The sequence below is a fragment of the Pseudomonas sp. NFR16 genome (assembly GCF_900108875.1).
Lineage (GTDB): Bacteria > Pseudomonadota > Gammaproteobacteria > Pseudomonadales > Pseudomonadaceae > Aquipseudomonas.
In genome coordinates, this window is sequence record NZ_FNYJ01000001.1 from 1,035,258 (window position 1) to 1,059,293 (window position 24,036).

Sequence of the window (24,036 nt, forward strand, 5' to 3'; positions counted from 1 at the left end):
TACGAACAGCGTGCGGCGTCTGTAGGACCGGCTTCAGCCGGGAAAATGCCGGTGTAGCCGTGGAGACGCAGCGGCCGGAAGTCAGTCTTCGCGAGCAAGCTCGCTCCTACAGGTTTTTGGGTTTGCCCTGACAGCGCCATACGACCTTATAGGAGCGCGCTTACAGGCTTTGTGAACCCACCGAGATTCACCAGAAGCCCGTCACTGCTGAGTCCAGTACCCCGGCCGGTTGTACACCTCTTTCAAAAACGCGATGAAAAACCGCACCTTCGCCGGCAGGTAATGTTGCTGTGGGTAGACGCCCTGAATGTCGTAGCTGGGCAGTGCGAACTCGTCGAGCACGGTGAGCAGGCTGCCGTTTTCTATTTCGTTCTGGATTTCCCACGTCGACCGCCAGCTCAGGCCCAGGCCACGTTTGGCCCAGTCATACAGCAGTTCGCCATCGTTGCAATACAGATTGCCTGCCACCTTGATCGCCACCTGCTTGCCGTCGCGCAAAAAGGTCCAGCCACGGTGCTGGCCGCCTTGCAGGTTGAAGGACAGGCAGTTGTGCTCGGCCAGTGCCTCGAGCGTCGCGGGAAAGCCCCGTTCGGCGAAATACGCTGGCGAGCCGCAGACCACGCGCTTGTTCGCGTAAAGCTTGATCGCCACGTAATTGGGGTCCAGGACTTCGCCGATGCGGATGCTCATGTCGTAACCCTCGCGCACGAGATCGACAACGTTGTCGGTCAGGTTGAACGACAGCTGCAGATCAGGAAACCGTGCCTGGAATTCCGGTGCATGGGGCGCGACATGCTGACGGCCAAAGCCTGCCGGCGCCGACACCACCAAGTGGCCGCGCACACTGCTTTCATTTTCGCTGATGCTCGCGTCGAGCTCGTCGAATGATTGCAGCACCGACCTGGCGTTCTCCAGGTAGGACTCGCCAGCGTCGGTCAACGTCAGGCCACGGGTCGAGCGGTGAATCAGCTTCACCCCCAGACGATCCTCCAGCGCGCTCAGGCGTCTGCCCATGATCACCGGCGTCACGCCTTCGACCAGCGCCGCTGCGGCGAAGCTGCCCCGGGTCGCCACCAGCACGTAGCTGCGCAGCTCTGTATAACGATCCATTCGATACTCCTGATACCGATAGAACTGCCAAAAGCAGCCATTCACAAACCGTTCAATTCAAATCACGCTGCTTCCGTACAAAAACTATCGAGTTCAGGAGACTAACAAATGACCATCATGAGAGCCATCGATGCCGCCGTTCTGGTGATGCGTCGCGAAGGAGTCGATACCGCGTTCGGTATCCCCGGCGCTGCCATCAACCCGCTGTATGCCGCGTTCAAGAAACTCGGTGGCATCGATCACGTGCTGGCCCGCCATGTGGAAGGCGCTTCGCACATGGCCGAGGGCTACACCCGCGCCATTGCCGGCAATATCGGCGTGTGCATCGGCACCTCGGGCCCGGCAGGCACGGACATGATCACCGGCCTCTACTCGGCCTCCGCGGACTCGATCCCGATCCTCTGCATCACCGGACAGGCGCCGCGTGCGCGCATGCACAAGGAGGATTTCCAGGCAGTCGACATCGCCAGCATTGCCGCGCCGGTGGCGAAGTGGGCGACAACGGTCATGGAGCCAGGCCAGGTGCCGTACGTCTTTCAGAAAGCTTTTCAGCTGATGCGCAGCGGGCGCCCCGGCCCGGTGTTGATCGATCTGCCGTTCGACGTGCAGATGGCCGAAATCGAATTCGACATCGAGGCGTACGAGCCGCTGCCGGTGATCAAGCCACAAGCCAGCCGCAAGCAGATCGAAAAAGCCCTGACGATGCTCAACGCCGCCGAGCGTCCACTGATCGTCGCCGGTGGCGGCATCATTAACGCCGATGCCTCACAGGCACTGGTGGAGTTTGCCGAACTGACCGGTATTCCGGTCATTCCCACATTGATGGGCTGGGGCGCGATTGCCGACGACCACCCGCAGATGGCCGGCATGGTCGGACTGCAGACGTCGCACCGGTACGGCAACGCAACGCTGCTGGAATCGGACATGGTGCTGGGCATCGGTAACCGCTGGGCCAACCGTCACACCGGCACAGTGTCGGTGTACAGCGAGGGCCGCAAGTTCATCCACGTCGACATCGAACCGACGCAGATCGGCCGCGTGCTGATGCCGGATCTGGGCATTGTGTCCGACGCCGGGGCTGCGCTGGCGATGTTCATTGAGGTCGCCCGCGAGTGGCACACCGCGGGCAAGCTGAAAAACCGCAGCCAGTGGCTTGCCGCTTGCCAAAAGCGCAAACGCACCCTGCAGCGCAAAACGCATTACGACAACGTTCCGGTCAAGCCGCAGCGTGTTTACGAAGAGATGAATCAGTACTTCGGCAAGGACACCTGCTACGTCAGCACCATCGGCCTGTCGCAAATCGCGGGCGCGCAATTTCTGCACGTCTACAAGCCTCGGCACTGGATCAATTGCGGTCAGGCCGGCCCGCTGGGCTGGACCATCCCGGCGGCGCTGGGTGTGGCCAAGGCTGATCCGGGGCGCAACGTGGTCGCGCTGTCCGGTGACTACGACTTCCAGTTCATGATCGAAGAGCTGGCCGTGGGCGCGCAATTCAAGCTGCCGTACATCCACGTGGTGGTGAACAACTCCTATCTGGGACTGATTCGTCAGGCCCAGCGCAATTTCGACATCGATTACTGCGTGCAGCTGTCGTTCGACAACATCAATGCGCCGGAGCTGGAAGGGTATGGCGTCGACCACATCGCGGTCGCAGAAGGCCTGGGCTGCAAGGCCATCCGCGTCAGTGACCCTGCGCACCTTCAGGCCGCCTTCGCCGAAGCCACGAGCCTGATGCAGCGCTACAGCGTGCCCGTTGTTGTGGAAGTCATCCTGGAGCGCGTCACCAATATCGCCATGGGCACCGAAATCAATGCGATCAACGAGTTCGAATCACTGGCGCAAAGCCGTGATGACGCCCCGACCGCCATCAACCTGCTGGACTGATCAGCGCCATCTATCTGCTCAAGGAGCTCACCATGCCACGTGTCTGCGCCAACCTGTCCATGCTGTTCACCGAGCTGGACTTTCTGCAACGCTTCGAAGCGGCCGCCAATGCCGGGTTCAGCGGCGTCGAGTACCTGTTTCCCTACGACTTCAGCTCCGCTCAGATCAAAGCGCAGCTGGACGCCCACGGTCTGACGCAGGTGTTGTTCAACCTGCCTGCCGGTGACTGGGCCAAGGGCGAGCGAGGCATCGCCTGCCACCCGGACCGGGTCGAAGAGTTCTACGCCGGCGTCGACCTGGCGATTGCCTATGCCAAAGTGCTTGGCAATACCCAGGTCAATTGCCTGGCGGGCATCAAGCCGCAGGGCTACGACGATGCGCTCATCGAAAAAACCTTCGTCGACAACCTCAAGTACGCCGCCGACAGGCTGCAGGCTCAGGGCATCGACCTGGTCATGGAGATGATCAACACCCTCGACATTCCGGGCTTCTACCTCACCACCACGGCGCAGGCGCTGGCCATCCGCGACAAGGTCGGCAGCCGCAACCTGTCGCTGCAGTACGACATTTATCACATGCAAATCATGGAGGGTGATCTGGCCCGCACCCTGGAGAAACACCTGCCGGCGATTCGGCACGTGCAACTGGCGGACAACCCGGGTCGGCACGAGCCAGGCACGGGCGAGATCAATTACGGTTTTCTGTTCGGGCACCTGGACAGACTCGGTTATCGGGGCTGGATCGGCTGCGAATACAAGCCGCTGACCAGCACCGAGGCTGGCCTCGGCTGGCTCAAGACCCACAATCTGATCTGAACAGGCTCGCGGTCCGCGCAGAAATATCATTCCTGCAGAACACCGCCCCACGACATAAAAAGAGGCTTATCTCATGGCTAACATCGGATTCATCGGCACCGGCATCATGGGCCTGCCCATGGCGCACAATCTGCAGAAAGCAGGTCATCGGCTGTTCCTGTCGCGGCACTTTTGCGCCCCGCCCGCTTCGCTGGTCGAGGGTGGTGCCACAGTGTTGAGCAACCCGCGCGAAGTGGCCCAGGAGGCCGAATTCATCATCGTGATGTTGCCTGACACGCCTCAGGTCAATGAGGTGCTGTTTGGTGACGACGGGGTCAGCGAGGGCACCGCTGCGGGTAAAGTCGTGATCGACATGAGCTCGATTTCGCCGTCTGCGACCAAGGTGTTTGCAGCGAAAATCAACGCGACCGGCGCGCAGTATCTGGACGCCCCGGTGTCCGGCGGCGAAGTGGGCGCCAAAGCCGCGACCCTGAGCATCATGGCCGGTGGCGAGCAAGACACTTTCGACCGCGCCCTGCCGCTGTTTCAGACCATGGGCAAGAACATCACCCTGGTCGGCGGCAACGGCGACGGCCAGACCGCCAAGGTCGCCAACCAGATCATCGTCGCACTGAACATTCAGGCCGTTGCCGAAGCGCTGCTGTTCGCCTCGAAAAACGGCGCTGACCCTGCGCGGGTCCGCGAGGCGCTGATGGGCGGCTTTGCCTCGTCGAAGATTCTCGAGGTCCATGGCGAGCGGATGATCAAGGGCACATTCAACCCGGGCTTCCGCATCGCGTTGCACCAGAAAGACCTCAACCTGGCCCTGGAAGGCGCCCGTGAGCTGAGCCTGAACCTGCCGAACACGGCCAACGCCCAGCAAGTCTTCAGCACCTGCGCAGCACTGGGCGGCAGTGGCTGGGACCATTCCGGACTGATCAAAGGCCTTGAGAACCTGTCGAACTTCTCGATTCGTGGCGACCATACACCGGATTGATCCACGCCTTATGTAACTGGATCACTCAGATCGCGCCCACGAAAAAGCCAGGCCTCCTCGCGGACTGCCTGGCTTTTTGCCGCTTACGCCTCGCGGGATCAGAACACGTTGATCGGGTAATCCGCGATCAGACGAAACTCCTTGGCGTCGCCGTCCGGCTGGTCGCCGTTAGCGGTGTGCCACGCCTGACGCATGCGAAGGGACAGGTCTTTGGCCGGGCCCGACTGCACGACGTATTTGGCTTCCAGGTTGGTTTCATGATGTTTGCCGTCGTCGCCATACCCGGTGTAGGTGGAATTGGACGGCAGGTGCGAACCGTCGATGTCATCACCGTGAACATAACGCACCATGAAACTCAGGCCAGGCACGCCGTAACTTGCCATGTTCAAGTCATAACGCGCCTGCCAGGACTTCTCGCCAGGACCGTTGAAGTCCGAATACTGAATGGAGTTGGCCAGGAAGATAGAGTCGCCGGTGTCGCCTGCCCCGTTATTGCCGAAAGCCACATAGTCAAAGGGGGTATCGCCGTGCACTTTCTGGTAAGCCAGCGTGACCGTGTGGGCGGTGAGGAACGAATAAGCGGCGGCCAACGACCAGGTGGTGTTGCTGATATCGCCTGCTTTTGCGGCGCCGGTGTCGTTGGTGCGATAAATATTAAAGTCGAAGTTCACCGACTGATCATCAGTGAATGCCAAGGTGTAGTTGGCGTTACCGTAGTACTGGCGCCAGACATCTTTGAGGTCAGAACCATACAGGCTGACCGTCAGATTATCCGTGATCGCGTATTTGCCGCCGGCATAATCGATACTGCTCGCCTCGACGTTGGCGTAAGCCGCCCAGATACCGTGGTCATTGTTGGTGGTGATCGGGCCGTTACTGCCCGTGAAGTGACCACCGTCCAGTTCCAGGTTGGCAATGTCACTGCTCAGCAGATTGAAACCGGTTGCTGTCTGTGGAAACAGACGCGAGCCGCCCGCTGCGAATACCGGGGCTTGTGGCTGGAGGTTGCCGTAACGCAATTCGGTCTTGGAAATGCGCATCTTCAGCGCCCCGCCCGCTGTGCCGTATTCGTCCTGCGGATTGCCGTGGCTGTCGACCGGGAGGTTACCGGTGCCGGTGGTGCCGCCACCGCCGTCAAGCTTGATGCCCCAGTAACCATAGGCGTCGACGCCGAAACCGACAGTGCCTTGGGTGAAGCCGGAGCTGAAGTTGCCAAGCACACCTTGAGTCCAGTCTTTGCTGTCGTCCTTGGTGTTCTTGTTATCGCGGTTGAAGTAGTAATTCTTGAGATGAACCGTGAGGCTGCTGTCGTCGACGAAGCCCTTGGCCTCGGACTGGTCGCTGACAACCCCTGCCATTGCCAGCTGACTGACACCCAGCGAAACCGCGAGCGTCACGAGGTTCCATTTCACAAACGTCATTATTATCCCCTGTCTCAATTAAGGCCCAACGTTCCGCAACCCCGTAAGATACGAGGCATCGTTCTGAGTTCAACGAAAGATGAAACGGTGGAATAAGCGCTACGGCAGATGGGCAAGAAACATCATCACCGCGGATTGATAAACCACGGCGGAACCATAGGCTTTCAGCCCATTCTCATTATTGTTTCGACCGGCGCTCAGCGCCCGTTCTGTGTCAGGTTTGCTCCGCTGACCGAGCAACTTTTAGCATTTTTGCATCGGCGAAATCCCAAACGAGTCGTGATAGTCACTATCGATTTTCGTAATAGTTGAATACGACGATCCAGTGTTACCGTTGTCGGCGATGAAGAACACGACTCAATGGCCTGATGAATCCGCAGCATCAGGCAATCGAATCATGCTCCGCTTCATCATTCCTTTGGTAAGACTTTTCAGCCACCTCGCTTTATGTGCGGTGGCTTTTTTTATTAAATAATTATTCATGCTGTTTTCGCGCAGGTTTCTTCTTCTGACGCCTCGGCATGTTTCGCGCTGACCCTCTTCAGTAACGAATAACGGTTGACTTACCGGATCAGGCAAGTTTGACACCACTCCCGCCTTCGTCATATTCCAGGCACATCATCTGCGCCTATCGAACCCATAGAAAAACTCTCCAGCGCTGGCGTTAACACCTACGTATAAGGGGTTGGCCGATAATAGCGTTGTAATATCACGAACGAGTTCAGTTTAGGTGCACACATGTTCAAGCAGCTTTCAATCGCAAAACGTCTCGGTCTGGGTTTCGGTCTGGTTCTGGCGCTGATGATTCTGATCACGCTGATAGGCGTCCATCGGGTCGGCTTGATCGAGGCCACGCTGACCGACGTCAGCGAAGACGCAACGGTGAAGCAGCGGTACGCGATCAATTTCCGCGGCAGCGTTCATGACCGGGCCATCGCCATCCGTGATGCGGTACTGGTGCACGATGATGGCGATCTCGCGGTGCACCTGCGCGACATCGAGCGCCTCAACGGCGTGTATCAGGCATCGGCTGCTTCCATGGAGCAGGTCTTTCAGAGCAAAGGCGCAACGCCTCAGGAGCAGCAACTGCTGGCGAACATCAAGGTCAGCGAACGCACGGCACTGAGCGCCACTGACACATTACTGCGCCTGCGCCAGCAAGGTGACACCGATCAGGCGCAACGGCTGCTGATGTCAGCGGTGTCGGGCGCCTATAAGGACTGGCTCAGCCGCATCAACGCGCTGATTGATCTGGAAGAGGCATCCATCGTCAATAACATCGGCTTCGTGCGGGTAACGGCGGCGCAGTTCGCCTCGCTGATGCTGCTCGCCACCGGCATCGCGGTCGTACTGGGCATCATTGCGTCGGTGCTGATCATTCGCAGCATGAAGTCGACGCTGGGGGCCGAACCTCACGAGGTTGCCACTTCGATCCGTCGTCTGGCAGCGGGTGAGCTCACCGACCGCATCGAAACGTCCTACCCCGACAGCGTGATGGGGGCGTTGAAGACCACCCGCTCGCACCTGTCCGAGACCATCACGCAAGTGCGCGCGGCGGCGATGGAGCTGATGGGTTCATCCTCGCAGTTGCGCGCCAGCTCCGACAGCAACAGCGAACAGATGCGCCTGCAGGCTGGCGAAACCGAGCACATGGCGACCGCTATCAATCAGATGGCCAGCACTGTGAAGGAAGTCGCCGGTTACGCGGCCAAGGCCGCCAATGCCACGCAGACCGCTGACCGTGAGGTCGAGCACGGCAAACGCATGGTCGAAGGCACTGCGCTGGCGATGGATGAACTGGCGCAAAAGCTGGAAAGTGCTGCCGAGTCTGTCAGCAAGGTCTCCCACGACAGTCAGTCGATCGAAACCATTGTGGCAGTGATCAACTCCATCGCCGAACGGACCAACTTGCTGGCGCTCAATGCGGCCATCGAAGCGGCCCGCGCCGGTGAGGCCGGACGCGGGTTCGCGGTAGTCGCCGACGAGGTGCGCTCACTGGCGACGCGAACTCAGGAGTCGACCCAGGAAATCCGTAACATGGTCGGACAACTGCAAAGCGGCGCGGGGAAAACGGCTGACTTGATGCGCGAAAGCCGGGAGATGGCCCAGCGCACGGTGGAGCAGACTCACGAGGCGCAGACCGCGCTGGTGAAGATTCGTCACGAGGTCGGCGCGCTGAACGACATGAACGCGCAGATCGCCGCAGCCTCCGCGCAACAGGGCGTGGTCGCCGAAGACGTCAGCCACAATGTCAACCGCATTCATGATTCGGCGCTGGAAACGGCAGTCGGCTCCAATCAGGTCGCGCGCTCGAGTCGCGAGCTGTCCAGCCTGGCCGATGTGCTGACCGAGCGCGTGAGTTTTTTCAAACTGTAAGCCCCTTTTCCGCCGGGCCGGTGACCTGCGCGCAGCCCCGCGCGGTCGCCTCGCGAGCACGTCGGGCCAGATCGGACGGCCTGCCGCGACGGCGCCGCGTGGCGCCTCGAACTGCCCGGCTGTCCACCCGCCCGCCGCAACCTGCCATCGCTGTCTATACCTGCTACTGCTGACGCGTCGTCATCGCTGACGATACGCGTCCGCATCGGCGCGGTTGATGATCTGCGCTGATATTTTTCCGTGACCGCGGGAATAAACCCGCCGTTCGTAGCGTTTACCTACCGTTGCCCACTACGTTCAACCGCAAGGGAGCACACAACAATGACAACGCCTCAGAAACACACCGTCGGATTGCCCACCGCCCTGTTTTTTGGCGCGTGCGTGGTCGCCGCACTGCTTGCCGGAGAGGCCCGCGCCGCCGGGGATGAGTCGCCACCGGCCAAACCGAATTGCCCGAAAGGCCAGGTCTGGGACAGCACCAGCAAGAAATGCGTCATGCAGACCAGCCAGGCGGCGTCGGACGCTGATCGCACTGACTACGCCTACCGTCTGGCCAAAGACGGGCGCTACGATGAAGCGCTGGCGCTGCTGAATACCTTGAAGAATCCGCACACCGCCAAGGCGCTCAACTACCGGGGTTACGCCACGCGAAAACTGGGCCGCACCGATGAAGGCATCGGTTACTACCTGCAATCCGTGGCGCTGGATCCCGAGTACGCACAAGTGCGCGAATACCTGGGCGAGGCCTACGTGATCAAGGGAAGGCTCGACCTGGCTCAGGAACAGCTCGCGAAAATCGAGACCCTGTGCAGCAAGGCCTGCGAAGAGTACGAAGACCTGGCCAACGCCATCGCGCATGCGGCCGATAAACCGGCGTCTTCGTGAGCAAGGTCACTGCCATCTGCACGCTGCCGCCAGAGCCTCGCTGCCGGGGAGTCGACTGGAGTCCCGCGGCGCTTTCTGGTCTAGTAGCGTTCCAGTCACGATGAATCCGCCAGGACGGATTCCCTTCACACACCCGCTGCACTCTGCTGCCGCACATGATTAAGGTCCTTTTGATGTCTGCCCACCGTATCAAGCAAGCCCTGTCCTGCCTGTCCTTGCTGGCATGCCTGACGTCCACTTCCGTCTTCGCCCACGCCCACCTCGAAAGTCAGTTGCCCGCCGCTGACAGCGAGGTCACCGCGCCCAAGGAGCTGCGCCTGACCTTCTCCGAGGGCGTGGAGGAAAAATTCACCAAGGTCGCCATCAGCCTCGACGGGCCGGGCGACAGCACCGAAATCATCCAGACGCAAAGCGTCGCGACCGACCCTGCCGACAACAAGGTGCTGATCGTGACGCCGGCGATGCCGCTGGCTCCCGGCAAATACAAGGTCGAGTGGCACGCCGCGTCAGTGGACACGCACAAGAGCGAAGGGGTTTATCGCTTCAAGGTCATCCCGTAACGCCATGCACGATGCATTGATCGCCTGCCGATTCCTGCATTTCGGCGCCGTTGTGTTGCTGTTCGGCATCGTTTTTTTTCGAAGCGTGCTGTTCGCAACGCCATTGCGCGCATTCGAAGCAGGCCCGGCACGGCGCACGGTCGACACCGCACTGACGTGGCTTGCGGCGCTGGCGCTGATCAGTGCCGTGGCCTGGTTGATGATCACCGCAGCCAGTCTTGCCGACGGCTGGGGCGAAGCGATCGACCCACAGACGCTGGCACTGGTGCTGGGCAATACGTTCTTCGGCCACGTCTGGATCGTTCATCTGGCCCTCGGCGCGCTGGCGTTCGGCATCTCGTTGCGCGCCAGGACGCTGCCACCCATGCTGCCCGCGCTGATCAATGCCCTGCTCCTGTTGACCCTGGCGCCTGTCGGCCATGGCGCCATGTTCGACGGCGTGCGTGGCCTACTGCTGATTGTCAACCAGATGCTGCACCTGATCGGCGTCGCTACCTGGCTCGGCGGCCTGGCGATGCTTGCCCTGCTGCTGAGCGCACGCTGCGAGGTGGACATGTCGGCGATCCTTCGCCGCTTCAGTGGCATCGGCTACGTGCTGGTGGCGCTGATTATCGTCACCGGGCTGATCAACGTGCGGGCGTTGAGCGGTGCGCTCTGGCCGGAACCTGCCTTTTCCGGATTCGGTCTGGTGCTGGCGGTGAAAACCGCACTGGTGCTGTGCATGCTGGCGCTGGCCGGTCTGAACCGCCAGTTGTCCCGCGCCGCCGAGCTGCGCCTGCCGCGGTTGCGCGCCAGTGTGGTCCTCGAATGCCTGTTTGGCGCGGCAGCGTTGGGCGCGGTTTCATTGCTGGGCACGCTGCCTCCGATGCTGGCGTGAGTTTGAGCGCAAGACTCGGAGTTTCAGCCCGCCGCACTGGCCCTAATCTGTGCCACGACAACGCTTCTGCAGAGGAAGGTCGCCCATGAGCCGCAACAATCCCCCCGCCGTGCCCGGCGCCGAGCTCGACCCACGCTGGGCCGCCGTGCTGTCCCGAGACCCGTCCGCTGACAGTCGGTTCGTCTACGCGGTGCGCACCACCGGCGTCTATTGCCGGCCGAGCAGTGTTTCGCGTCTGCCCCGCCCGGAGAACGTGGTCTTCTTCGACACCCCGGCCCAGGCCGAAGCGGCAGGCTATCGCCCCAGCAAGCGCGCAACGCCAGACCGAACTGACCTTGCCGAGCAGCACATCGCGATTGTCTCCCGCGCCTGCCGTCAGATTGCCGAAGCCGAGCAAGCGCCCACGCTCAAGGAGCTCGCTGAGCCTGCGGGCATGAGCCCCTGGCACTTTCACCGCGTCTTTAAATCAGTCACCGGCCTCACACCCAAGGCCTACGCCAGCGCGCATCGGGCCGACAAGGTCCGGACGAAACTGGCCCGGACCGGCACCATCACCGATGCCATGTATGACGCCGGTTTCAACTCCAACAGCCGTTTTTACGAGTCCAGCACCCGGTTGCTGGGCATGAAACCCAGCGATTATCGCAAGGGCGGCACCAACGCCGATATCCGCTTTGCCGTGGGAGAATGTTTTTTGGGCGCCATTCTCGTTGCGCAAAGCCAGCGCGGCGTGTGCGCCATACTGTTGGGTGAAGATCCGGGCCAGCTGGTCAACGACCTGCAAGACCAGTTCCACAACGCCAGGCTGATTGGCGCCGATGCCGATTTCGAGCAACTGATCGCGCACGTGGTGGGGTTCGTCGAAGCCCCCGGACTGGGTTTGAATCTGCCGCTGGACCTGCAAGGCACGGCGTTCCAGCGAAGGGTGTGGCAGGCGCTGTCGCAGATCCCGCCAGGCGCCACGGCCAGCTATGCACAGATTGCCGAACGCATCGGTGCACCCGGATCGTTCCGCGCCGTCGCTCAGGCCTGTGGCGCGAACCGACTGGCGGTGGCGATCCCTTGCCATCGCGTGGTCCGCAGCGACGGTGAGCTGTCGGGCTATCGCTGGGGCGTGGAGCGCAAGCGCAAACTGCTGGATCGCGAGGCAGAAGCAAACGTTGGTAACAGCTTGGTTTTTGAGAAACGATAAGGGCGGCGTAAGGTCCTGATTCCAGGTCAAAACAAGGAGCAAGGACGTGCCCGCCACTCTTGAGAAAACCCTCAGCGACAGTGCACCGTCATTCTGGCTGATAGCCGACCAACTCAACGCACGCAACGAGACGCAACGTCTGGATTACATTCGCTCGGGGTTTCCGCCCGGCTGGGTCAAGGCGCTGCGCAACGCTTTCCGTTTGAGCAATGCCCAGCTCGAAGCCTTGCTCGCCACGTCCGTCTCCACCCTTGAACGACGCCTGCGCCAGCAGCGTCCGCTGGATGTGGTCGGCTCCGAACGCCTGGATCGCGTCGCGGCCCTTGCAACCCATGCCGCCGAACTGTTCGAAGACCAGAACGCCGCGCGGCGCTGGATGATGACCGCCAATCACGCGCTTAACCAGCAGACGCCGATTACCCTGTGCGAAACCGAAATCGGCGCGCGCCAGGTGCGTCGTGTACTTAGCGCGATGCATCACGGTGGAATGGTCTGATGCTGGCCTGGAGAATCTGCAAACAGAGCGCCATCGATGACCTGTCCGGCCAGGGCGCGGCGGCGTTCGGCGGTCGCTGGAATCATCCCGATCACGCGGCCCTCTATCTGAGCCTGAGCGCAGCCGGCTGTGCACTGGACAGGTTGATTCTCGGCGCTGGCACGCCTTGTCCCGGGACCTGTCTTGTGCAACTGCAACTGCCGGACGACCCGCAGCTTTACCGGACGCCGACGCTGGATGAACTGCCTCCCGGTTGGGATGCCCTGCCCGCAGACAGGGCGAGCATGGATTGGGGCAGCGACTGGCTGGGGCGCAACGACCAGCTGGGGCTGATCGTGCCGTCGGCGACGATCACTCACACGCGCAATCTGTTGCTCAACCCCAGGCATGCCGCCGTCGCCCAGATCCGGGTGATGGCGATCAGCACCTTTAACTGCGCCTGATCAGCGCTGGACGTCCACCACCACTCGACCGCGCGCCTGCCCTTGCATCAGTTGCTGCGCGGTTTGCACCACCTCGCTCAGACCGATTTCCTGACTGATCAACGGCAACACCGAGAGATCCAGATCCCTGCCCAGACGCGCCCACGCGTCGAGACGGTCCTGCCGCGGACGCGTCACGCTGTCGATCCCGGCCAGGGTCACGCCGCGCAGAATGAAAGGCGCCACCGACGCCGGAAAATCCATCCCTTGCGCAAGCCCGCACGCGGCAACCGTCCCTCGGTAACGCATGCTCGCGCAGACATTGGCCAGGGTGTGGCTGCCCACGGAATCGATCGCCCCGGCCCAACGCTCTTTCACTAAAGGCCGGCCGGGTTCGGACAACGTCGCCCGGTCGATGATCTGCGCAGCGCCCAACTGTTTCAGGTAGTCGCTTTGATCCGCGCGCCCGGTCGACGCCACGACGCGATAGCCCAGTCGAGACAGAAGCGCGATGGCAAAGCTGCCGACACCGCCGTTGGCTCCGGTCACGAGGATTTCGCCCTTGTCCGGCGTGACGTCATTTTTTTCCAACGCCATGATGGCCAGCATCGCGGTATAGCCCGCGGTGCCGATGGCCATCGACTGGGCGGCGGTGAACGCTTCAGGCAGCGGGATCAGCCACTTGCCTTCCAGCCGCGCCATCTGCGCCAGCCCGCCCCAATGACCTTCCCCGACACCCCAGCCATTGAGCAGCACCGCATCGCCCGGTTTGAACTCGGGGTTACTGCTTTGCTCGACCGTACCGGCAAGGTCGATCCCTGGCACCATCGGGAAGGCGCGCACGATCGGCCCCTTTCCGGTGATCGCAAGGCCATCCTTGTAATTCAGCGTGCTGTAGGCGACCCGTACCGTGACATCGCCGTCGGGTAGCCGCGATTCGTCGAGGGACGCCAATTCCGCTCGATAACCGTTGTCGTCCTTGTTGATCAATATGCCTTTGAACATGCCTTGCCTCCTATTTAGACCAATCGTCTATAAATGCACCTGAAGAAATCAGCGCGGCAGGCCGCGCAGAAATCCGCTGATGAAGGTGTTAAGGGGTTTATCGCTTTTTACCAGCCGGGCCCGCAAGACCGCGCCTTCCCAGCCAATCCAGAAATACGCCGCGAGTTCAGCGCAGTCGGCATGCTGCGGCAGCTCTCCGGCCTGCTTGGCCGCTTCGAAACACACTTCCAGGCGGCCTTGCCAGTCCATGAAGATGTTCTCCAGGACCTCCCGAAAACCTTCCGGCAGAATGCTGACCTCCTGGCCCATGTTGCCCACCAGGCAGCCACACCGGTAGTCGTAACTGGCCATGCTGGTCTTGGAAAACTGGACGAAACCGGCCAGCCGCTCCATGGGCGACAACGATTCGTCGAGCAGCCAGCGATCCAGGCGCTTGGCGAAGAACGCCGCGTAGCGCTCCAGTACCGCAAAGCCAAACGCCTCTTTACTGGCGAAATAGTGATAAAACGAGCCTTTCGGCACGCCGACGCGCTTGAGGACGCCGTCGATGCCGGTGGCCGTGAAGCTTTGTTCGGTCAAGACCTCGACGCCGCAGCGGATCAGTGCGTCCCGGGTGTCGAAGTCGTCGGCCCGCGCGACCTTGGGGGGTCGACCGGGACGTCGTGGTTTTGCGAGGATGTCATTCATGGGATTGCATATTAGACCGACCGTCTATTAAATCAACCCGCACTGAGTATTTTGTTCTTACTGCACTGGAGACCTGCCGATGATTGCCTGGCCCGACACGCGACTGCTCAAGCTGTTTGGTATCGAACTGCCCATCCTGCAAGCGCCCATGGCCGGCGCGTCCGGTTCGGCCCTGGCCATCGCTGTCGGCAATGCGGGCGGCCTGCCATCGCTGCCCTGTGCCATGCTCAGCCCGACGCAGATCCGTGAGGAAGTCGCGCTGATCCGTGCCGACACGCGCGCGCCGCTGAACCTCAATTTCTTCTGCCATCAGAACCCGGACGCCAATCCCCAGGGCGATGACGCCTGGAAAGCGCTGCTCAAACCTTACTACGATGAGCTGGGCGCGGACTACGAAGCCCCCACACCGACCTCAAGCCGCGCGCCTTTCGACGATGCCGCCTGTTCGCTGGTTGAAGAGCTCAGGCCCGAGGTCGTCAGTTTTCACTTCGGCCTGCCTGACGCCAGCCTGTTGCAGCGTGTGAAAGCGACGGGCGCCAAGGTAATCTCGTCAGCGACTACCGTGGCTGAAGCGCTCTGGCTGGAACAACACGGCTGCGACGCCATCATTGCCATGGGGCTGGAAGCCGGTGGCCATCGCGGCATGTTCCTCAGCGATCAGCTTTACACGCAGGTCGGCACCCTGGCCTTGGTGCCTCAAGTCGTGGATGCGGTGAGTGTTCCGGTGATTGCAGCGGGCGGTATTGCGGACAGCCGCGGCATCGCGGCGTCCTTCATGCTCGGCGCCAGCGCGGTTCAATTGGGCACCGTGTACCTGTTCACGCCGCAAGCCAAGATCACGCGCCTGCATCAGGCTGCGCTGGGCCGCGCGACTGACTGCGACACCGCCGTGACCAATATTTTCACCGGCCGGCCCGCGCGCGGCATCGTTAACCGAATCATGCGCGAGATCGGACCGATCAGTGCAGCGGCACCGGCATTCCCGACTGCAGGCGGCGCGCTGATACCGCTGCGCAACCAGGCCGAGCCGCAGGGCGACGACGGCTTCATGAACCTCTGGGCAGGTCAGGCCGTGGGGATCAAGCATCAATTGCCGGCCGAAGACCTGACCCGGCAGCTGGCCATTCAAGCGCTGGAAAGGCTGGCGGGCGTGAAAAACTGAGCGTGCACTGGCTGAACGGGCTTCCTTGAGGTGACCACCCGCTATATATTTCACTGCATAGCGTTTGGCCGGTATCCGGTTGACGTCCGTCATCACCTCTCAACAGCCATCCGGAGCCCTTTCATGCGCGCAACGTCCCTTCGCGTCACGCTTAAATCCCTGGCCATCGCCGCTGCCACCTTGTCGATCGGCTCGGCGTTCGCGGACGAAGTCCAGGTGGCGGTCGCGGCCAATTTCACAGCGCCGATTCAGGCGATTGCCAAGGATTTCGAAAAGGACACCGGACACAAGCTGGTGGCCTCGTTCGGCGCGACCGGACAGTTCTACACGCAGATCAAAAACGGCGCGCCGTTCGAAGTGTTCCTCGCCGCCGACGACACCACGCCGGCCAGGCTTGAAAGCGAGAACGAGATCGTCACGGGGTCTCGCTTCACCTACGCCGTCGGTACGCTGGCCCTTTGGTCGGCCAAAGAGGGTTACGTCGATGACAAAGGCCAGGTGCTCAAAGAAAACGCCTACCAGCACCTGTCCATCGCCAATCCAAAAGCCGCGCCCTATGGTCTGGCTGCCACGCAGGTCCTGGACAAACTGGGCCTGACCGCCGGCACACAAGCGAAAATCGTCGAAGGCCAGAGCATCGCCCAGGCGTATCAGTTCGTACAGACGGGCAACGCTGAACTGGGCTTTGTCGCGCTGTCGCAGGTGTTCAAGGACGGCAAGCTGACCAGCGGATCGGCGTGGATTGTCCCGGCGGACCTGCATGAGCCGATCAAACAGGACGCCGTCATCCTCAATAAAGGCAAGGACAACGCCGCCGCCAAGGCGCTGATGGATTACCTCAAAGGCCCGAAAGCCGCGGCGGTGATCAAATCCTTCGGGTATCAGCTGTAAATGCCATTGGACAGTGCTGACCTAGCGGCCATCGGCCTGACGCTGAAACTGGCGTCGCTGACAACCGTGATTCTGCTGATCGTCGGGACGCCCATCGCGCTCTGGCTGGCGCGAACCCGCTCGTGGCTCAAAGGCCCGGTGGGCGCAGTGGTCGCCCTGCCTCTGGTGCTGCCGCCTACGGTGATCGGTTTTTATCTGCTGCTGTTGCTCGGGCCAAACGGCGCACTGGGGCAGTTCACGCAGAGCATCGGGCTGGGCACGCTGACCTTCACTTTTACCGGGCTGGTCATTGGTTCCGTGCTGTACTCGATGCCCTTCGTGGTGCAACCGCTGCAGAACGCCTTTGTTGCGATTGGCTCGCGACCGCTTGAAGTCGCGGCCACCCTGCGCGCCAACCCCTGGGACACGTTCTTTTCGGTGGTGCTGCCACTGGCGCGTCCCGGCTTCATCACCGGCGCGATTCTGGGGTTCGCCCACACCGTCGGCGAATTTGGCGTCGTGCTGATGATCGGCGGCAACATTCCCCAGAAAACCCGCGTGGTCTCGACCCAGATCTACAACCACGTCGAGTCCCTGGAATATGCTCAAGCGCACTGGCTGGCCGGGTCCATGCTGGTGTTTTCCTTCCTGGTTCTGTTGGCGCTCTACTCCAGCGGCAAAACCAGATCTGCCTGGAGCTGAACCATGACGGCCTCGATCGAAGTCCGCCTGAACGTGGACTTCCCCAATTTCAACGTCAATGTCGATCTGGCCTTGCCCGGACGCGGCGTGACCGCGCTGTACGGCCATTCGGGATCCGGCAAGACGACCTGCCTGCGCTGTATCGCCGGGCTGGAGAGGTCTGCCAGCGCCTTCATCCGCATCAACGGCCAGACCTGGCAGGACACTGCCGAGGGCGTCTTCGTGCCTGTGCACCAGCGGGCGCTGGGGTATGTGTTTCAAGAAGCCAGCCTGTTCGCACACCTTAACGTGCGGGCCAATCTGGCGTTTGGCCTCAAGCGCATCAAGGCCGGCGAACGCAGGGTGCAACTTGCGCAGGCTGCGGCACTGCTGGGCATCGATCATCTGCTCGACCGGCGGCCCGACACCTTGTCAGGCGGCGAACGGCAGCGGGTCGGCATTGCCCGTGCGCTGCTGACCAGCCCGCGTCTGCTGCTGCTCGATGAGCCCTTGGCGGCGCTCGATGCGCAGCGTAAAAGCGAGATCCTTCCCTATCTGGAAAGGCTTCACGACGAGCTCGATATCCCCATGATTTACGTCAGCCACTCTCAGGACGAAGTCGCAAGGCTGGCCGATCATCTGGTCCTGCTCAGCAACGGCAGGGCTCTCGCCAGCGGGCCGATCGGTGAAACCCTCGCCCGGCTGGACTTGCCGCTGGCGATGGGTGATGACGCCGGCGTGGTGATTCAGGGCTCGGTCGTGGCCTATGACGTCCGCTATCACCTGGTGACCGTGCGCCTGCCCGACAGCGCGCTGAACATTCGCGTCGCCCACTCCGCGCTGGAAGCGGGCAAGCCCCTGCGCTTCAAGGTGCAGGCACGGGACGTCAGCCTGAGCGTGCAACCGGATGCGCAAAGCAGCATCCTCAATCGCCTGCCGGTGACGGTGATCAGCGAAGTGGCGGCCGATAACGCCGCCCACGTGCTGGTACGACTCGACGCAGGCGGCACGGCGCTGCTGGCGCGCATCACCCGTTATTCCCGCGATCAGCTGAGCCTGGAGCCCGGTCAGCAACTCTGGGCACAGATCAAATCGGTCGCGCTGCTGGCCTAGCCTCCGATGCGCCCCGGCTCGCGGCGTTGGCGGCCAGTGGCGCACGGCGATGGAAATTTGTCGGCACGACTGAGCGAGGCAAAGGTCAATGCAAAGACCCGTTCTCAGGATTGACCGCCATGCAGGAACCCGCCCTTCTCGAAGCTTTGCCCAAGGATCTGCACTACGTCGACGACAGTCAGCCGGGCTTCACGCGCAAGATTCTGCGCGGCAAATTCGCCTATTTCGACACCGAAGGCAAACGTATTCGGGACGAAGCCGAAATCAAGCGCATCAACGCGCTGGTGATTCCGCCGGCCTACACCGATGTGTGGATTTGCGCCGATCCGTGCGGGCACCTGCAAGCCACCGGGCGCGACGCCCGGGGCCGCAAGCAATATCGGTATCATCCGCGCTGGCGCGAGATCCGCGACGAAAATAAGTACTCCCGCATGATCGCCTTCGGCAAGGCACTGCCCAAGGTGCGCAAGCAACTGGAGGCGCAGCTGGCCCAGCCGGGCATGGGCCGTGAAAAGGTCATGGCCGCCGTCGTGTCGTTGCTGGACCAGACGCTGATCCGCATCGGCAACAGCCAGTATGCCCGCGACAACCGCTCCTATGGCCTGACCACGCTGCGCAACAAACATGTCGACGTGCATGGCAGCAAGATCCTCTTCCAGTTTCGCGGCAAAAGCGGCGTCGAACATCAGATCAGCGTGACCGATCGCCGCCTGGCCAACATCATCAAGCGGTGCATGGAGTTGCCGGGGCAGAACCTGTTTCAGTACTTGGACGATGACGGACAGCGCCACACTGTCAGTTCCTCGGACATCAACCAGTATCTGCACAAGCTCACTGGCGCCGATTTCACCGCCAAGGACTATCGCACCTGGGCAGGCAGTGCGATGGCACTGGCCACCTTGCGCAAGCTGGAGTGGGAACCGGAGGCCGACGCCAAGAAGCATATCGTGGCGATGGTCAAGGAGGTGGCCCGATTGCTGGGCAATACTCCGGCGGTCTGTCGTAAATGCTACATCCATCCGGCGGTTCTGGAAGCGTTCGTGATTGGCGAACTGTCCAAACTGCCCCGCTTGCGCCAGCGCAAAGGGCTGCGCCTGGAGGAAGCGGCGCTCGCCGGTTTCCTTCAGGGCCTGCAAGCCGCCGAAGCGCTGAGTGAATCCACAGGAGAAAAACCATGACGTCCGATCAACCCCATGTTCCAGGCGAAGACCTCAACGATCCGAAGGCGAAACCGGCAGATGTTGCCGATGACCGCGAGCGCCGCCGCGAAAGCCGGCAGGACGAGCCCCTGACCGGGGGCGACAACGACATAGCCGGGCATACCCCGAAAGTGCCCGGCGCACAGTAAGCTGTACGCATTGTTTTCCTGATTCAGGGCCTTATTCATGATCACTCCGCCGTATCCGCCTGACGATACCGATCGGCGCGCCAGCGTCCCCTTCACTGTCGACGCCAACGCACCCGGATTCGTCCGGGTGCGAGGCGCGCGCGAACACAATCTCAAGGATGTCGATGTCGACATCCCACGAGACGCGCTGGTGGTGTTTACTGGCGTTTCAGGTTCCGGCAAATCGTCGCTGACGTTTTCAACGCTATACGCCGAAGCGCAACGGCGGTATTTCGAATCGGTCGCCCCTTATGCGCGGCGTTTGATCGATCAGGTCGGCGTACCCAATGTGGATTCCATTGAAGGTTTGCCGCCAGCGGTGGCGCTGCAGCAACAACGCGGCACGCCCAGCACTCGTTCCTCGGTCGGCAGCGTAACGACACTCTCCAGCCTGATTCGCATGCTGTATTCGCGCGCCGGCCATTACCCACCCGGACAGCCCATGCTGTACGCGGAAGACTTCTCGCCGAACCTGCCCCAGGGCGCCTGTCCGGAGTGCCACGGCCTCGGTCGGGTTTACGACGTACCGGAAGAATTGATGGTCCCCAATGACTCGCTGACGATCCGCCAGCGGGCGGTCGCCTCATGGCCATTGGCGTGGCAGGGACAGAATCAACGGGACATTCTGGTCACCTTGGGGTACGACGTTGACATCCCGTGGCGCGATCTGCCGCAAAAACAGCGTGACTGGATTCTTTTCACTGATGAGCAACCCACCGTGCCGGTCTACGCGGGCCTCACCCCGGAAGAAACCCGGGTCGCCCTCAAACGCAAGGTGGAGCCCAGTTATCAGGGCACGTTCATCGGCGCCCGACGCTATGTGCTGCACACCTTTACTCATTCACAAAGCGCGCTGATGAAAAAGCGTGTCTCTCGATTTATGCGCGGTAGCCCTTGTCCGGTCTGCGACGGTAAACGTCTGAAACGTGAAGCGCTGTCGGTGACGTTCGCAGGCCTTGATATCGGCGAGCTGTCGCAGATGCCGCTGCTGCGTCTGGCTGAAGTGCTGCGCCCGGTTGCCGCTGGCACCCTGGATCAGGACAACGACGCTCATGTGCTGGATCGCGAGCAGATCAAGGACGCGCGCAAAAAGCGGGTCAAGGCCGGCGGCTCGGCCCATGACGCGGCGCCGGACGTGCGTGCCACGCCGAACATGTCGATCGAGAAGCGCCTGGCCGCGCAACGCATCGCGCAGGATCTGCTGGCGCGCGTCAGTACCTTGACCGAATTGGGACTGGGCTATCTGGCCCTCGACCGGAGTACGCCGTCCCTGTCATCCGGCGAGCTGCAACGTCTGCGCCTGGCGACGCAACTGGGCTCGCAGCTGTTCGGCGTGATCTACGTGTTGGACGAGCCTTCGGCCGGGCTGCATCCCGCCGACAGCGAAGCGTTGTTCACCGCCCTTCAGCAACTCAAGGCGGCGGGAAATTCGCTGTTCGTCGTGGAGCACGACCTTGAAACCATGCGCCGCGCCGACTGGCTCATCGACGTCGGCCCCGCAGCTGGCGTAAATGGCGGGCGTGTCCTTTACAGCGGGCCACCGGCCGGGCTGTCTGCCATAGAGACCTCGCAGACTCGGCTTCATCTGTTTGCCGATCACAGCGAACTGCGCACCGACCGGCGTCCTGCGTCTGGCTGGCTGAAACTTGAGGGCATCACTCGCAACAACCTCGATCATCTGTCGGCCGCCTTCCCGCTGGGTTGCTTCACCGCCGTGACCGGCATTTCCGGCTCAGGTAAGTCCAGCCTGGTCAGCCAGGCGCTGCTGGAGCTGGTCGGTGCGCAGCTGGGGCGTGCGGTGAACAACCCGGATCAGGAAGAACCGAGTCTGGAGGACGATGCGCCTCAAGCCACCGGTGGCCATATTGCCGGTGGGCTCGAGTCGATCAAGCGGCTGGTGCAGGTGGATCAGAAACCCATTGGCCGCACGCCACGCTCCAACCTGGCGACCTACACCGGCCTGTTCGACAACGTGCGTAAGCTGTTTGCCGCCACCCCGGATGCGCAGGCTGCCGGCTATGACGCAGGACAATTCTCGTTCAACGTCGCCAAGGGTCGCTGCCCGGTGTGCGAAGGCGAAGGATTTGTCAGCGTCGAGCTGCTGTTCATGCCCAGCGTCTATGCGCCCTGCCCGACCTGCCATGGTGCGCGGTACAACCCGGAAACACTGGCCATCCAGTGGCAGGGACTGAGCATTGCGCAAGTCCTGCAATTGACGGTCGATCAGGCCGTCGAGGCATTCGCTGAACAGCCTGCCGTGTTGCGTTCGCTGACCGTGTTGCGCGACATCGGATTGGGCTATCTGCGCCTCGGCCAGCCGGCGACTGAACTGTCCGGCGGCGAAGCCCAGCGCATCAAGCTTGCCACCGAATTACAACGCAGCCAGCGCGGTGCGACGCTGTACGTGCTGGACGAACCCACCACCGGGCTGCATCCCACAGACGTCGATCGACTGCTTACCCAACTGAACGCGCTGGTTGACGCTGGCCACAGTGTGATCGTGGTCGAGCATGAGATGCGTGTCGTGGCGCAGAGCGACTGGGTGATCGACATCGGCCCGGGCGCTGGTGACAAAGGTGGGACCATCGTCGCCAGCGGCACGCCGGAAGCCCTGATAAACGTCGCAGAGAGTCGCACCGCTCCATTCTTGCGCAAAGCCATGCCGCAGCATCAGGTCAAAGAATCAGCCAGGTAATACCCGCGCAGATCGCGATCAATACTGCACAACCGAAAAACTGAAGGTCAGTGGCAAAATCCAGTTCATCATCCATCGCAACGCACTCCATGGGATTCAGATGAATGAATGGATTCTGGCCATTTGCCCAAGTTCAGCAATTTTTTGAGCAGAAATGACCGGTTCTGATCGCGACTGAGCAGTCAGACTGTTGGCTGGGGACGTGGGGAGACGGCCTGCGCAAAGTGGCGGCATGCGCAGCCCCTCCGCTCATCAGTTGGCCTGCACACTTTCGCCTGACTGCCGCTCAAATGGCACACAGTCTCGGGAGACCACGATCATGAACAGAATCACCAGTGCCCTCGCCCTCGCAGGTTTGTTTGCAGTCTGTTCACTCAATGCATTCGCAACCGAAGACAAAAATCCGCAGACCGCGCTTCCAGTGGACGGCCACGCGCAACCGGCAGAGTCCAACGCAGAAAAAGCCAACAAACGCGGCGAAGAAGCCTCCGGCTCGAATTCAGGCGCAGACGCCGAGGCGTTGATCAAAGAAAAAGAAGCGCACAGCGGTGAGAAGAAGCCGGCCCAGTAGCTCAGACGACTCAGGCGCTCTGGGTAGAGACATGAGCGCCTGATTCAGACGGTATGCAGCACGCAGTACTGCGCTGCCCGCCCGTTACCGGCCTGCGATCAGGCCGCCGTCGACATGCAGAATTTCGCCCGTCGAGAACGCTGCATCCTCAAGGTAGAGCACGGCACGCACGATGTCCTCGACTTCTCCCAGCTTGTTCATCGGGTGGAAAGCAGCCAGTTGCTCGACGATCTGCGGATCGTGCATCGGCGTTCGAATCACGCCGGGCGCGACCGCATTCACTCGGATGCCACGCTGGGCGTACTCGATCGCCAGGCTCTTGGTGGCTGAATTCATCCCGCCCTTGGTGAGCATTGCGATGAAGGCTGGAGACAGTGAACTGGCAAACTCCGCAGTGGACGCGGTGATCTGCACCACATGACCGCTGCCTTGAGTCAGCATCACGGGAATGACCGCTTGGGTGGCGAAGAAGAACCCGTCCAGGTTCGTCTGCAACTTCAGCCGGTAATCTTCCTCGGTGTAATCAGTAAACGCCTTGCCGATGAAGATCCCCGCGTTATTGACCAGCGTGTCGATCCGGCCGAACCGCTCCATCGCGGCAGCGACCAGACGCTTGCTCGTCTCGGGATCGCCAATGTCCCCCGCAACCGTGATGAGATCCGGATCCTTGGAAGGCTGGATCGAGCGCGACGTCGCGACGACCCCGTATCCTCTGGCGCGGAATGCGTTGACGATGGCTTCGCCCATGCCTTGCGAAGCGCCGGTGACTATCGCGACTTTTTTGATATCTGGCATTGCTGACTCCTTTTGCTCGTTTGATGAGCCGAAGGTAGAGCGTTGTCAGCTGATCG

At 61.5% G+C, this 24,036-nt stretch carries 23 protein-coding genes and 1 pseudogene; 19 read left to right on the plus strand and 5 right to left on the minus strand.

The window, feature by feature from the left end:
* Window positions 1-201: 201 nt before the first annotated feature.
* Window positions 202-1,110: a LysR family transcriptional regulator gene (locus BMZ10_RS04620; protein WP_093458848.1), complete on the minus strand. Its 909-nt coding sequence runs from the start codon at window positions 1,108-1,110 to the stop codon at window positions 202-204.
* 108 nt (window positions 1,111-1,218) lie between these two features.
* On the opposite strand from BMZ10_RS04620, the gene gcl reads away from it, so the two are divergent.
* The 3 genes from gcl to BMZ10_RS04635 all read left to right on the plus strand — a co-directional run bounded on the left by gcl (window position 1,219) and on the right by BMZ10_RS04635 (window position 4,785).
* Window positions 1,219-2,994 carry a glyoxylate carboligase gene (gene gcl / locus BMZ10_RS04625; protein ID WP_093458849.1) on the plus strand — a complete coding sequence of 592 codons (1,776 nt, stop codon included), beginning with the start codon at window positions 1,219-1,221 and terminating at the stop codon, window positions 2,992-2,994.
* Between the two features lie 32 nt (window positions 2,995-3,026).
* Window positions 3,027-3,809, plus strand: a complete 783-nt coding sequence (hyi, locus tag BMZ10_RS04630; protein ID WP_093458850.1) for a hydroxypyruvate isomerase — start codon at window positions 3,027-3,029, stop codon at window positions 3,807-3,809.
* A gap of 73 nt (window positions 3,810-3,882) precedes the next feature.
* Complete coding sequence (locus BMZ10_RS04635) at window positions 3,883-4,785, plus strand: 2-hydroxy-3-oxopropionate reductase (RefSeq protein ID WP_093458851.1); 903 nt, start codon at window positions 3,883-3,885, stop codon at window positions 4,783-4,785.
* Between the two features lie 98 nt (window positions 4,786-4,883).
* On the opposite strand, the gene BMZ10_RS04640 is transcribed toward BMZ10_RS04635, so the two are convergent.
* Window positions 4,884-6,206 carry an OprD family porin gene (locus BMZ10_RS04640; protein ID WP_093458852.1) on the minus strand — a complete coding sequence of 441 codons (1,323 nt, stop codon included), beginning with the start codon at window positions 6,204-6,206 and terminating at the stop codon, window positions 4,884-4,886.
* Between the two features lie 738 nt (window positions 6,207-6,944).
* On the opposite strand from BMZ10_RS04640, the pseudogene BMZ10_RS28175 reads away from it, so the two are divergent.
* From BMZ10_RS28175 to BMZ10_RS04675, 8 genes and pseudogenes are all read left to right on the plus strand, one after another.
* Window positions 6,945-7,454 (plus strand): annotated as a pseudogene (locus tag BMZ10_RS28175) (MCP four helix bundle domain-containing protein); the annotation flags it as partial.
* A gap of 516 nt (window positions 7,455-7,970) precedes the next feature.
* Window positions 7,971-8,582, plus strand: coding sequence for a methyl-accepting chemotaxis protein (locus tag BMZ10_RS28180; protein WP_371265943.1), 612 nt, complete (start codon window positions 7,971-7,973; stop codon window positions 8,580-8,582).
* A 321-nt stretch (window positions 8,583-8,903) separates the two neighbouring features.
* Window positions 8,904-9,467: a tetratricopeptide repeat protein gene (locus BMZ10_RS04650; protein WP_093458854.1), complete on the plus strand. Its 564-nt coding sequence runs from the start codon at window positions 8,904-8,906 to the stop codon at window positions 9,465-9,467.
* A 173-nt stretch (window positions 9,468-9,640) separates the two neighbouring features.
* Window positions 9,641-10,027 carry a copper homeostasis periplasmic binding protein CopC gene (gene copC, locus BMZ10_RS04655; RefSeq protein ID WP_093458855.1) on the plus strand — a complete coding sequence of 129 codons (387 nt, stop codon included), beginning with the start codon at window positions 9,641-9,643 and terminating at the stop codon, window positions 10,025-10,027.
* Window positions 10,028-10,031: 4 nt separating this feature from the next.
* The gene (gene copD / locus BMZ10_RS04660) at window positions 10,032-10,904 is read left to right on the plus strand and encodes a copper homeostasis membrane protein CopD (protein ID WP_093458856.1); all 873 of its coding nucleotides are present in this window, start codon (window positions 10,032-10,034) and stop codon (window positions 10,902-10,904) included.
* Window positions 10,905-10,989: 85 nt separating this feature from the next.
* Window positions 10,990-12,096: a bifunctional DNA-binding transcriptional regulator/O6-methylguanine-DNA methyltransferase Ada gene (ada, locus tag BMZ10_RS04665; RefSeq protein ID WP_093458857.1), complete on the plus strand. Its 1,107-nt coding sequence runs from the start codon at window positions 10,990-10,992 to the stop codon at window positions 12,094-12,096.
* 46 nt (window positions 12,097-12,142) lie between these two features.
* A complete protein-coding gene (locus BMZ10_RS04670; RefSeq protein WP_093458858.1) occupies window positions 12,143-12,592 on the plus strand; it encodes a type II RES/Xre toxin-antitoxin system antitoxin in 450 nt (149 codons plus the stop codon).
* Window positions 12,592-13,035 (plus strand): RES family NAD+ phosphorylase, encoded by a 444-nt coding sequence (locus BMZ10_RS04675; protein ID WP_093458859.1) that lies wholly within the window; start codon window positions 12,592-12,594, stop codon window positions 13,033-13,035. Before BMZ10_RS04670 ends, BMZ10_RS04675 begins: the two co-directional genes overlap by 1 nt.
* Here BMZ10_RS04675 and BMZ10_RS04680 read toward each other — a convergent pair whose 3' ends face one another.
* Together BMZ10_RS04680 and BMZ10_RS04685 are read right to left on the minus strand one after the other, a co-directional pair.
* Complete coding sequence (locus BMZ10_RS04680) at window positions 13,036-14,019, minus strand: acrylyl-CoA reductase (NADPH) (RefSeq protein ID WP_093458860.1); 984 nt, start codon at window positions 14,017-14,019, stop codon at window positions 13,036-13,038.
* A 48-nt stretch (window positions 14,020-14,067) separates the two neighbouring features.
* Window positions 14,068-14,706 carry an acrylate utilization transcriptional regulator AcuR gene (locus tag BMZ10_RS04685; protein WP_093458861.1) on the minus strand — a complete coding sequence of 213 codons (639 nt, stop codon included), beginning with the start codon at window positions 14,704-14,706 and terminating at the stop codon, window positions 14,068-14,070.
* A gap of 79 nt (window positions 14,707-14,785) precedes the next feature.
* Here BMZ10_RS04685 and BMZ10_RS04690 point away from each other — a divergent pair, with 79 nt between their 5' ends.
* The 8 genes from BMZ10_RS04690 (at window position 14,786) to BMZ10_RS04720 (ending at window position 23,185) form a co-directional block, all read left to right on the plus strand.
* Complete coding sequence (locus BMZ10_RS04690; protein WP_093458862.1) at window positions 14,786-15,868, plus strand: NAD(P)H-dependent flavin oxidoreductase; 1,083 nt, start codon at window positions 14,786-14,788, stop codon at window positions 15,866-15,868.
* 123 nt (window positions 15,869-15,991) lie between these two features.
* On the plus strand, window positions 15,992-16,759 hold the full coding sequence (gene modA / locus BMZ10_RS04695) for a molybdate ABC transporter substrate-binding protein (protein WP_093458863.1): 768 nt from the start codon (window positions 15,992-15,994) through the stop codon (window positions 16,757-16,759).
* On the plus strand, window positions 16,760-17,440 hold the full coding sequence (gene modB, locus BMZ10_RS04700; RefSeq protein WP_093458864.1) for a molybdate ABC transporter permease subunit: 681 nt from the start codon (window positions 16,760-16,762) through the stop codon (window positions 17,438-17,440).
* A gap of 3 nt (window positions 17,441-17,443) precedes the next feature.
* Window positions 17,444-18,532, plus strand: a complete 1,089-nt coding sequence (modC, locus tag BMZ10_RS04705) for a molybdenum ABC transporter ATP-binding protein (RefSeq protein ID WP_093458865.1) — start codon at window positions 17,444-17,446, stop codon at window positions 18,530-18,532.
* A gap of 119 nt (window positions 18,533-18,651) precedes the next feature.
* Entirely contained in the window at window positions 18,652-19,710 is a 1,059-nt protein-coding gene (locus tag BMZ10_RS04710) for a DNA topoisomerase IB (protein WP_093458866.1), read from the plus strand.
* The gene (locus BMZ10_RS27665; RefSeq protein ID WP_177182040.1) at window positions 19,707-19,880 is read left to right on the plus strand and encodes a hypothetical protein; all 174 of its coding nucleotides are present in this window, start codon (window positions 19,707-19,709) and stop codon (window positions 19,878-19,880) included. Before BMZ10_RS04710 ends, BMZ10_RS27665 begins: the two co-directional genes overlap by 4 nt.
* A 37-nt stretch (window positions 19,881-19,917) precedes the next feature.
* Window positions 19,918-22,614, plus strand: coding sequence for an excinuclease ABC subunit UvrA (locus BMZ10_RS04715; protein ID WP_093458867.1), 2,697 nt, complete (start codon window positions 19,918-19,920; stop codon window positions 22,612-22,614).
* A gap of 319 nt (window positions 22,615-22,933) precedes the next feature.
* The gene (locus BMZ10_RS04720) at window positions 22,934-23,185 is read left to right on the plus strand and encodes a hypothetical protein (RefSeq protein WP_093458868.1); all 252 of its coding nucleotides are present in this window, start codon (window positions 22,934-22,936) and stop codon (window positions 23,183-23,185) included.
* 84 nt (window positions 23,186-23,269) lie between these two features.
* Here BMZ10_RS04720 and BMZ10_RS04725 read toward each other — a convergent pair whose 3' ends face one another.
* On the minus strand, window positions 23,270-23,980 hold the full coding sequence (locus tag BMZ10_RS04725; RefSeq protein WP_093458869.1) for an SDR family NAD(P)-dependent oxidoreductase: 711 nt from the start codon (window positions 23,978-23,980) through the stop codon (window positions 23,270-23,272).
* Between the last annotated feature and the right edge of the window lie 56 nt (window positions 23,981-24,036).

Excerpts from the sequence above, each read along its gene's own strand:
- modA (WP_093458863.1), top strand. The coding sequence starts at position 15,992 with ATGCGCGCAACGTCCCTTCGCGTCACGCTTAAATCCCTGGCCATCGCC.
- BMZ10_RS04720 (WP_093458868.1), top strand. The coding sequence starts at position 22,934 with ATGAACAGAATCACCAGTGCCCTCGCCCTCGCAGGTTTGTTTGCAGTC.
- BMZ10_RS27665 (WP_177182040.1), top strand. The coding sequence starts at position 19,707 with ATGACGTCCGATCAACCCCATGTTCCAGGCGAAGACCTCAACGATCCG.
- BMZ10_RS04710 (WP_093458866.1), top strand. The coding sequence starts at position 18,652 with ATGCAGGAACCCGCCCTTCTCGAAGCTTTGCCCAAGGATCTGCACTAC.
- BMZ10_RS04685 (WP_093458861.1), bottom strand. The coding sequence starts at position 14,706 with ATGAATGACATCCTCGCAAAACCACGACGTCCCGGTCGACCCCCCAAG.
- BMZ10_RS04715 (WP_093458867.1), top strand. The coding sequence starts at position 19,918 with ATGATCACTCCGCCGTATCCGCCTGACGATACCGATCGGCGCGCCAGC.
- gcl (WP_093458849.1), top strand. The coding sequence starts at position 1,219 with ATGACCATCATGAGAGCCATCGATGCCGCCGTTCTGGTGATGCGTCGC.
- BMZ10_RS04680 (WP_093458860.1), bottom strand. The coding sequence starts at position 14,019 with ATGTTCAAAGGCATATTGATCAACAAGGACGACAACGGTTATCGAGCG.
- BMZ10_RS04675 (WP_093458859.1), top strand. The coding sequence starts at position 12,592 with ATGCTGGCCTGGAGAATCTGCAAACAGAGCGCCATCGATGACCTGTCC.
- modB (WP_093458864.1), top strand. The coding sequence starts at position 16,760 with ATGCCATTGGACAGTGCTGACCTAGCGGCCATCGGCCTGACGCTGAAA.
- copC (WP_093458855.1), top strand. The coding sequence starts at position 9,641 with ATGTCTGCCCACCGTATCAAGCAAGCCCTGTCCTGCCTGTCCTTGCTG.
- copD (WP_093458856.1), top strand. The coding sequence starts at position 10,032 with ATGCACGATGCATTGATCGCCTGCCGATTCCTGCATTTCGGCGCCGTT.
- hyi (WP_093458850.1), top strand. The coding sequence starts at position 3,027 with ATGCCACGTGTCTGCGCCAACCTGTCCATGCTGTTCACCGAGCTGGAC.
- BMZ10_RS04640 (WP_093458852.1), bottom strand. The coding sequence starts at position 6,206 with ATGACGTTTGTGAAATGGAACCTCGTGACGCTCGCGGTTTCGCTGGGT.
- BMZ10_RS04725 (WP_093458869.1), bottom strand. The coding sequence starts at position 23,980 with ATGCCAGATATCAAAAAAGTCGCGATAGTCACCGGCGCTTCGCAAGGC.
- BMZ10_RS04690 (WP_093458862.1), top strand. The coding sequence starts at position 14,786 with ATGATTGCCTGGCCCGACACGCGACTGCTCAAGCTGTTTGGTATCGAA.
- BMZ10_RS04650 (WP_093458854.1), top strand. The coding sequence starts at position 8,904 with ATGACAACGCCTCAGAAACACACCGTCGGATTGCCCACCGCCCTGTTT.
- BMZ10_RS28180 (WP_371265943.1), top strand. The coding sequence starts at position 7,971 with ATGGTCGAAGGCACTGCGCTGGCGATGGATGAACTGGCGCAAAAGCTG.
- modC (WP_093458865.1), top strand. The coding sequence starts at position 17,444 with ATGACGGCCTCGATCGAAGTCCGCCTGAACGTGGACTTCCCCAATTTC.
- BMZ10_RS04620 (WP_093458848.1), bottom strand. The coding sequence starts at position 1,110 with ATGGATCGTTATACAGAGCTGCGCAGCTACGTGCTGGTGGCGACCCGG.
- ada (WP_093458857.1), top strand. The coding sequence starts at position 10,990 with ATGAGCCGCAACAATCCCCCCGCCGTGCCCGGCGCCGAGCTCGACCCA.
- BMZ10_RS04635 (WP_093458851.1), top strand. The coding sequence starts at position 3,883 with ATGGCTAACATCGGATTCATCGGCACCGGCATCATGGGCCTGCCCATG.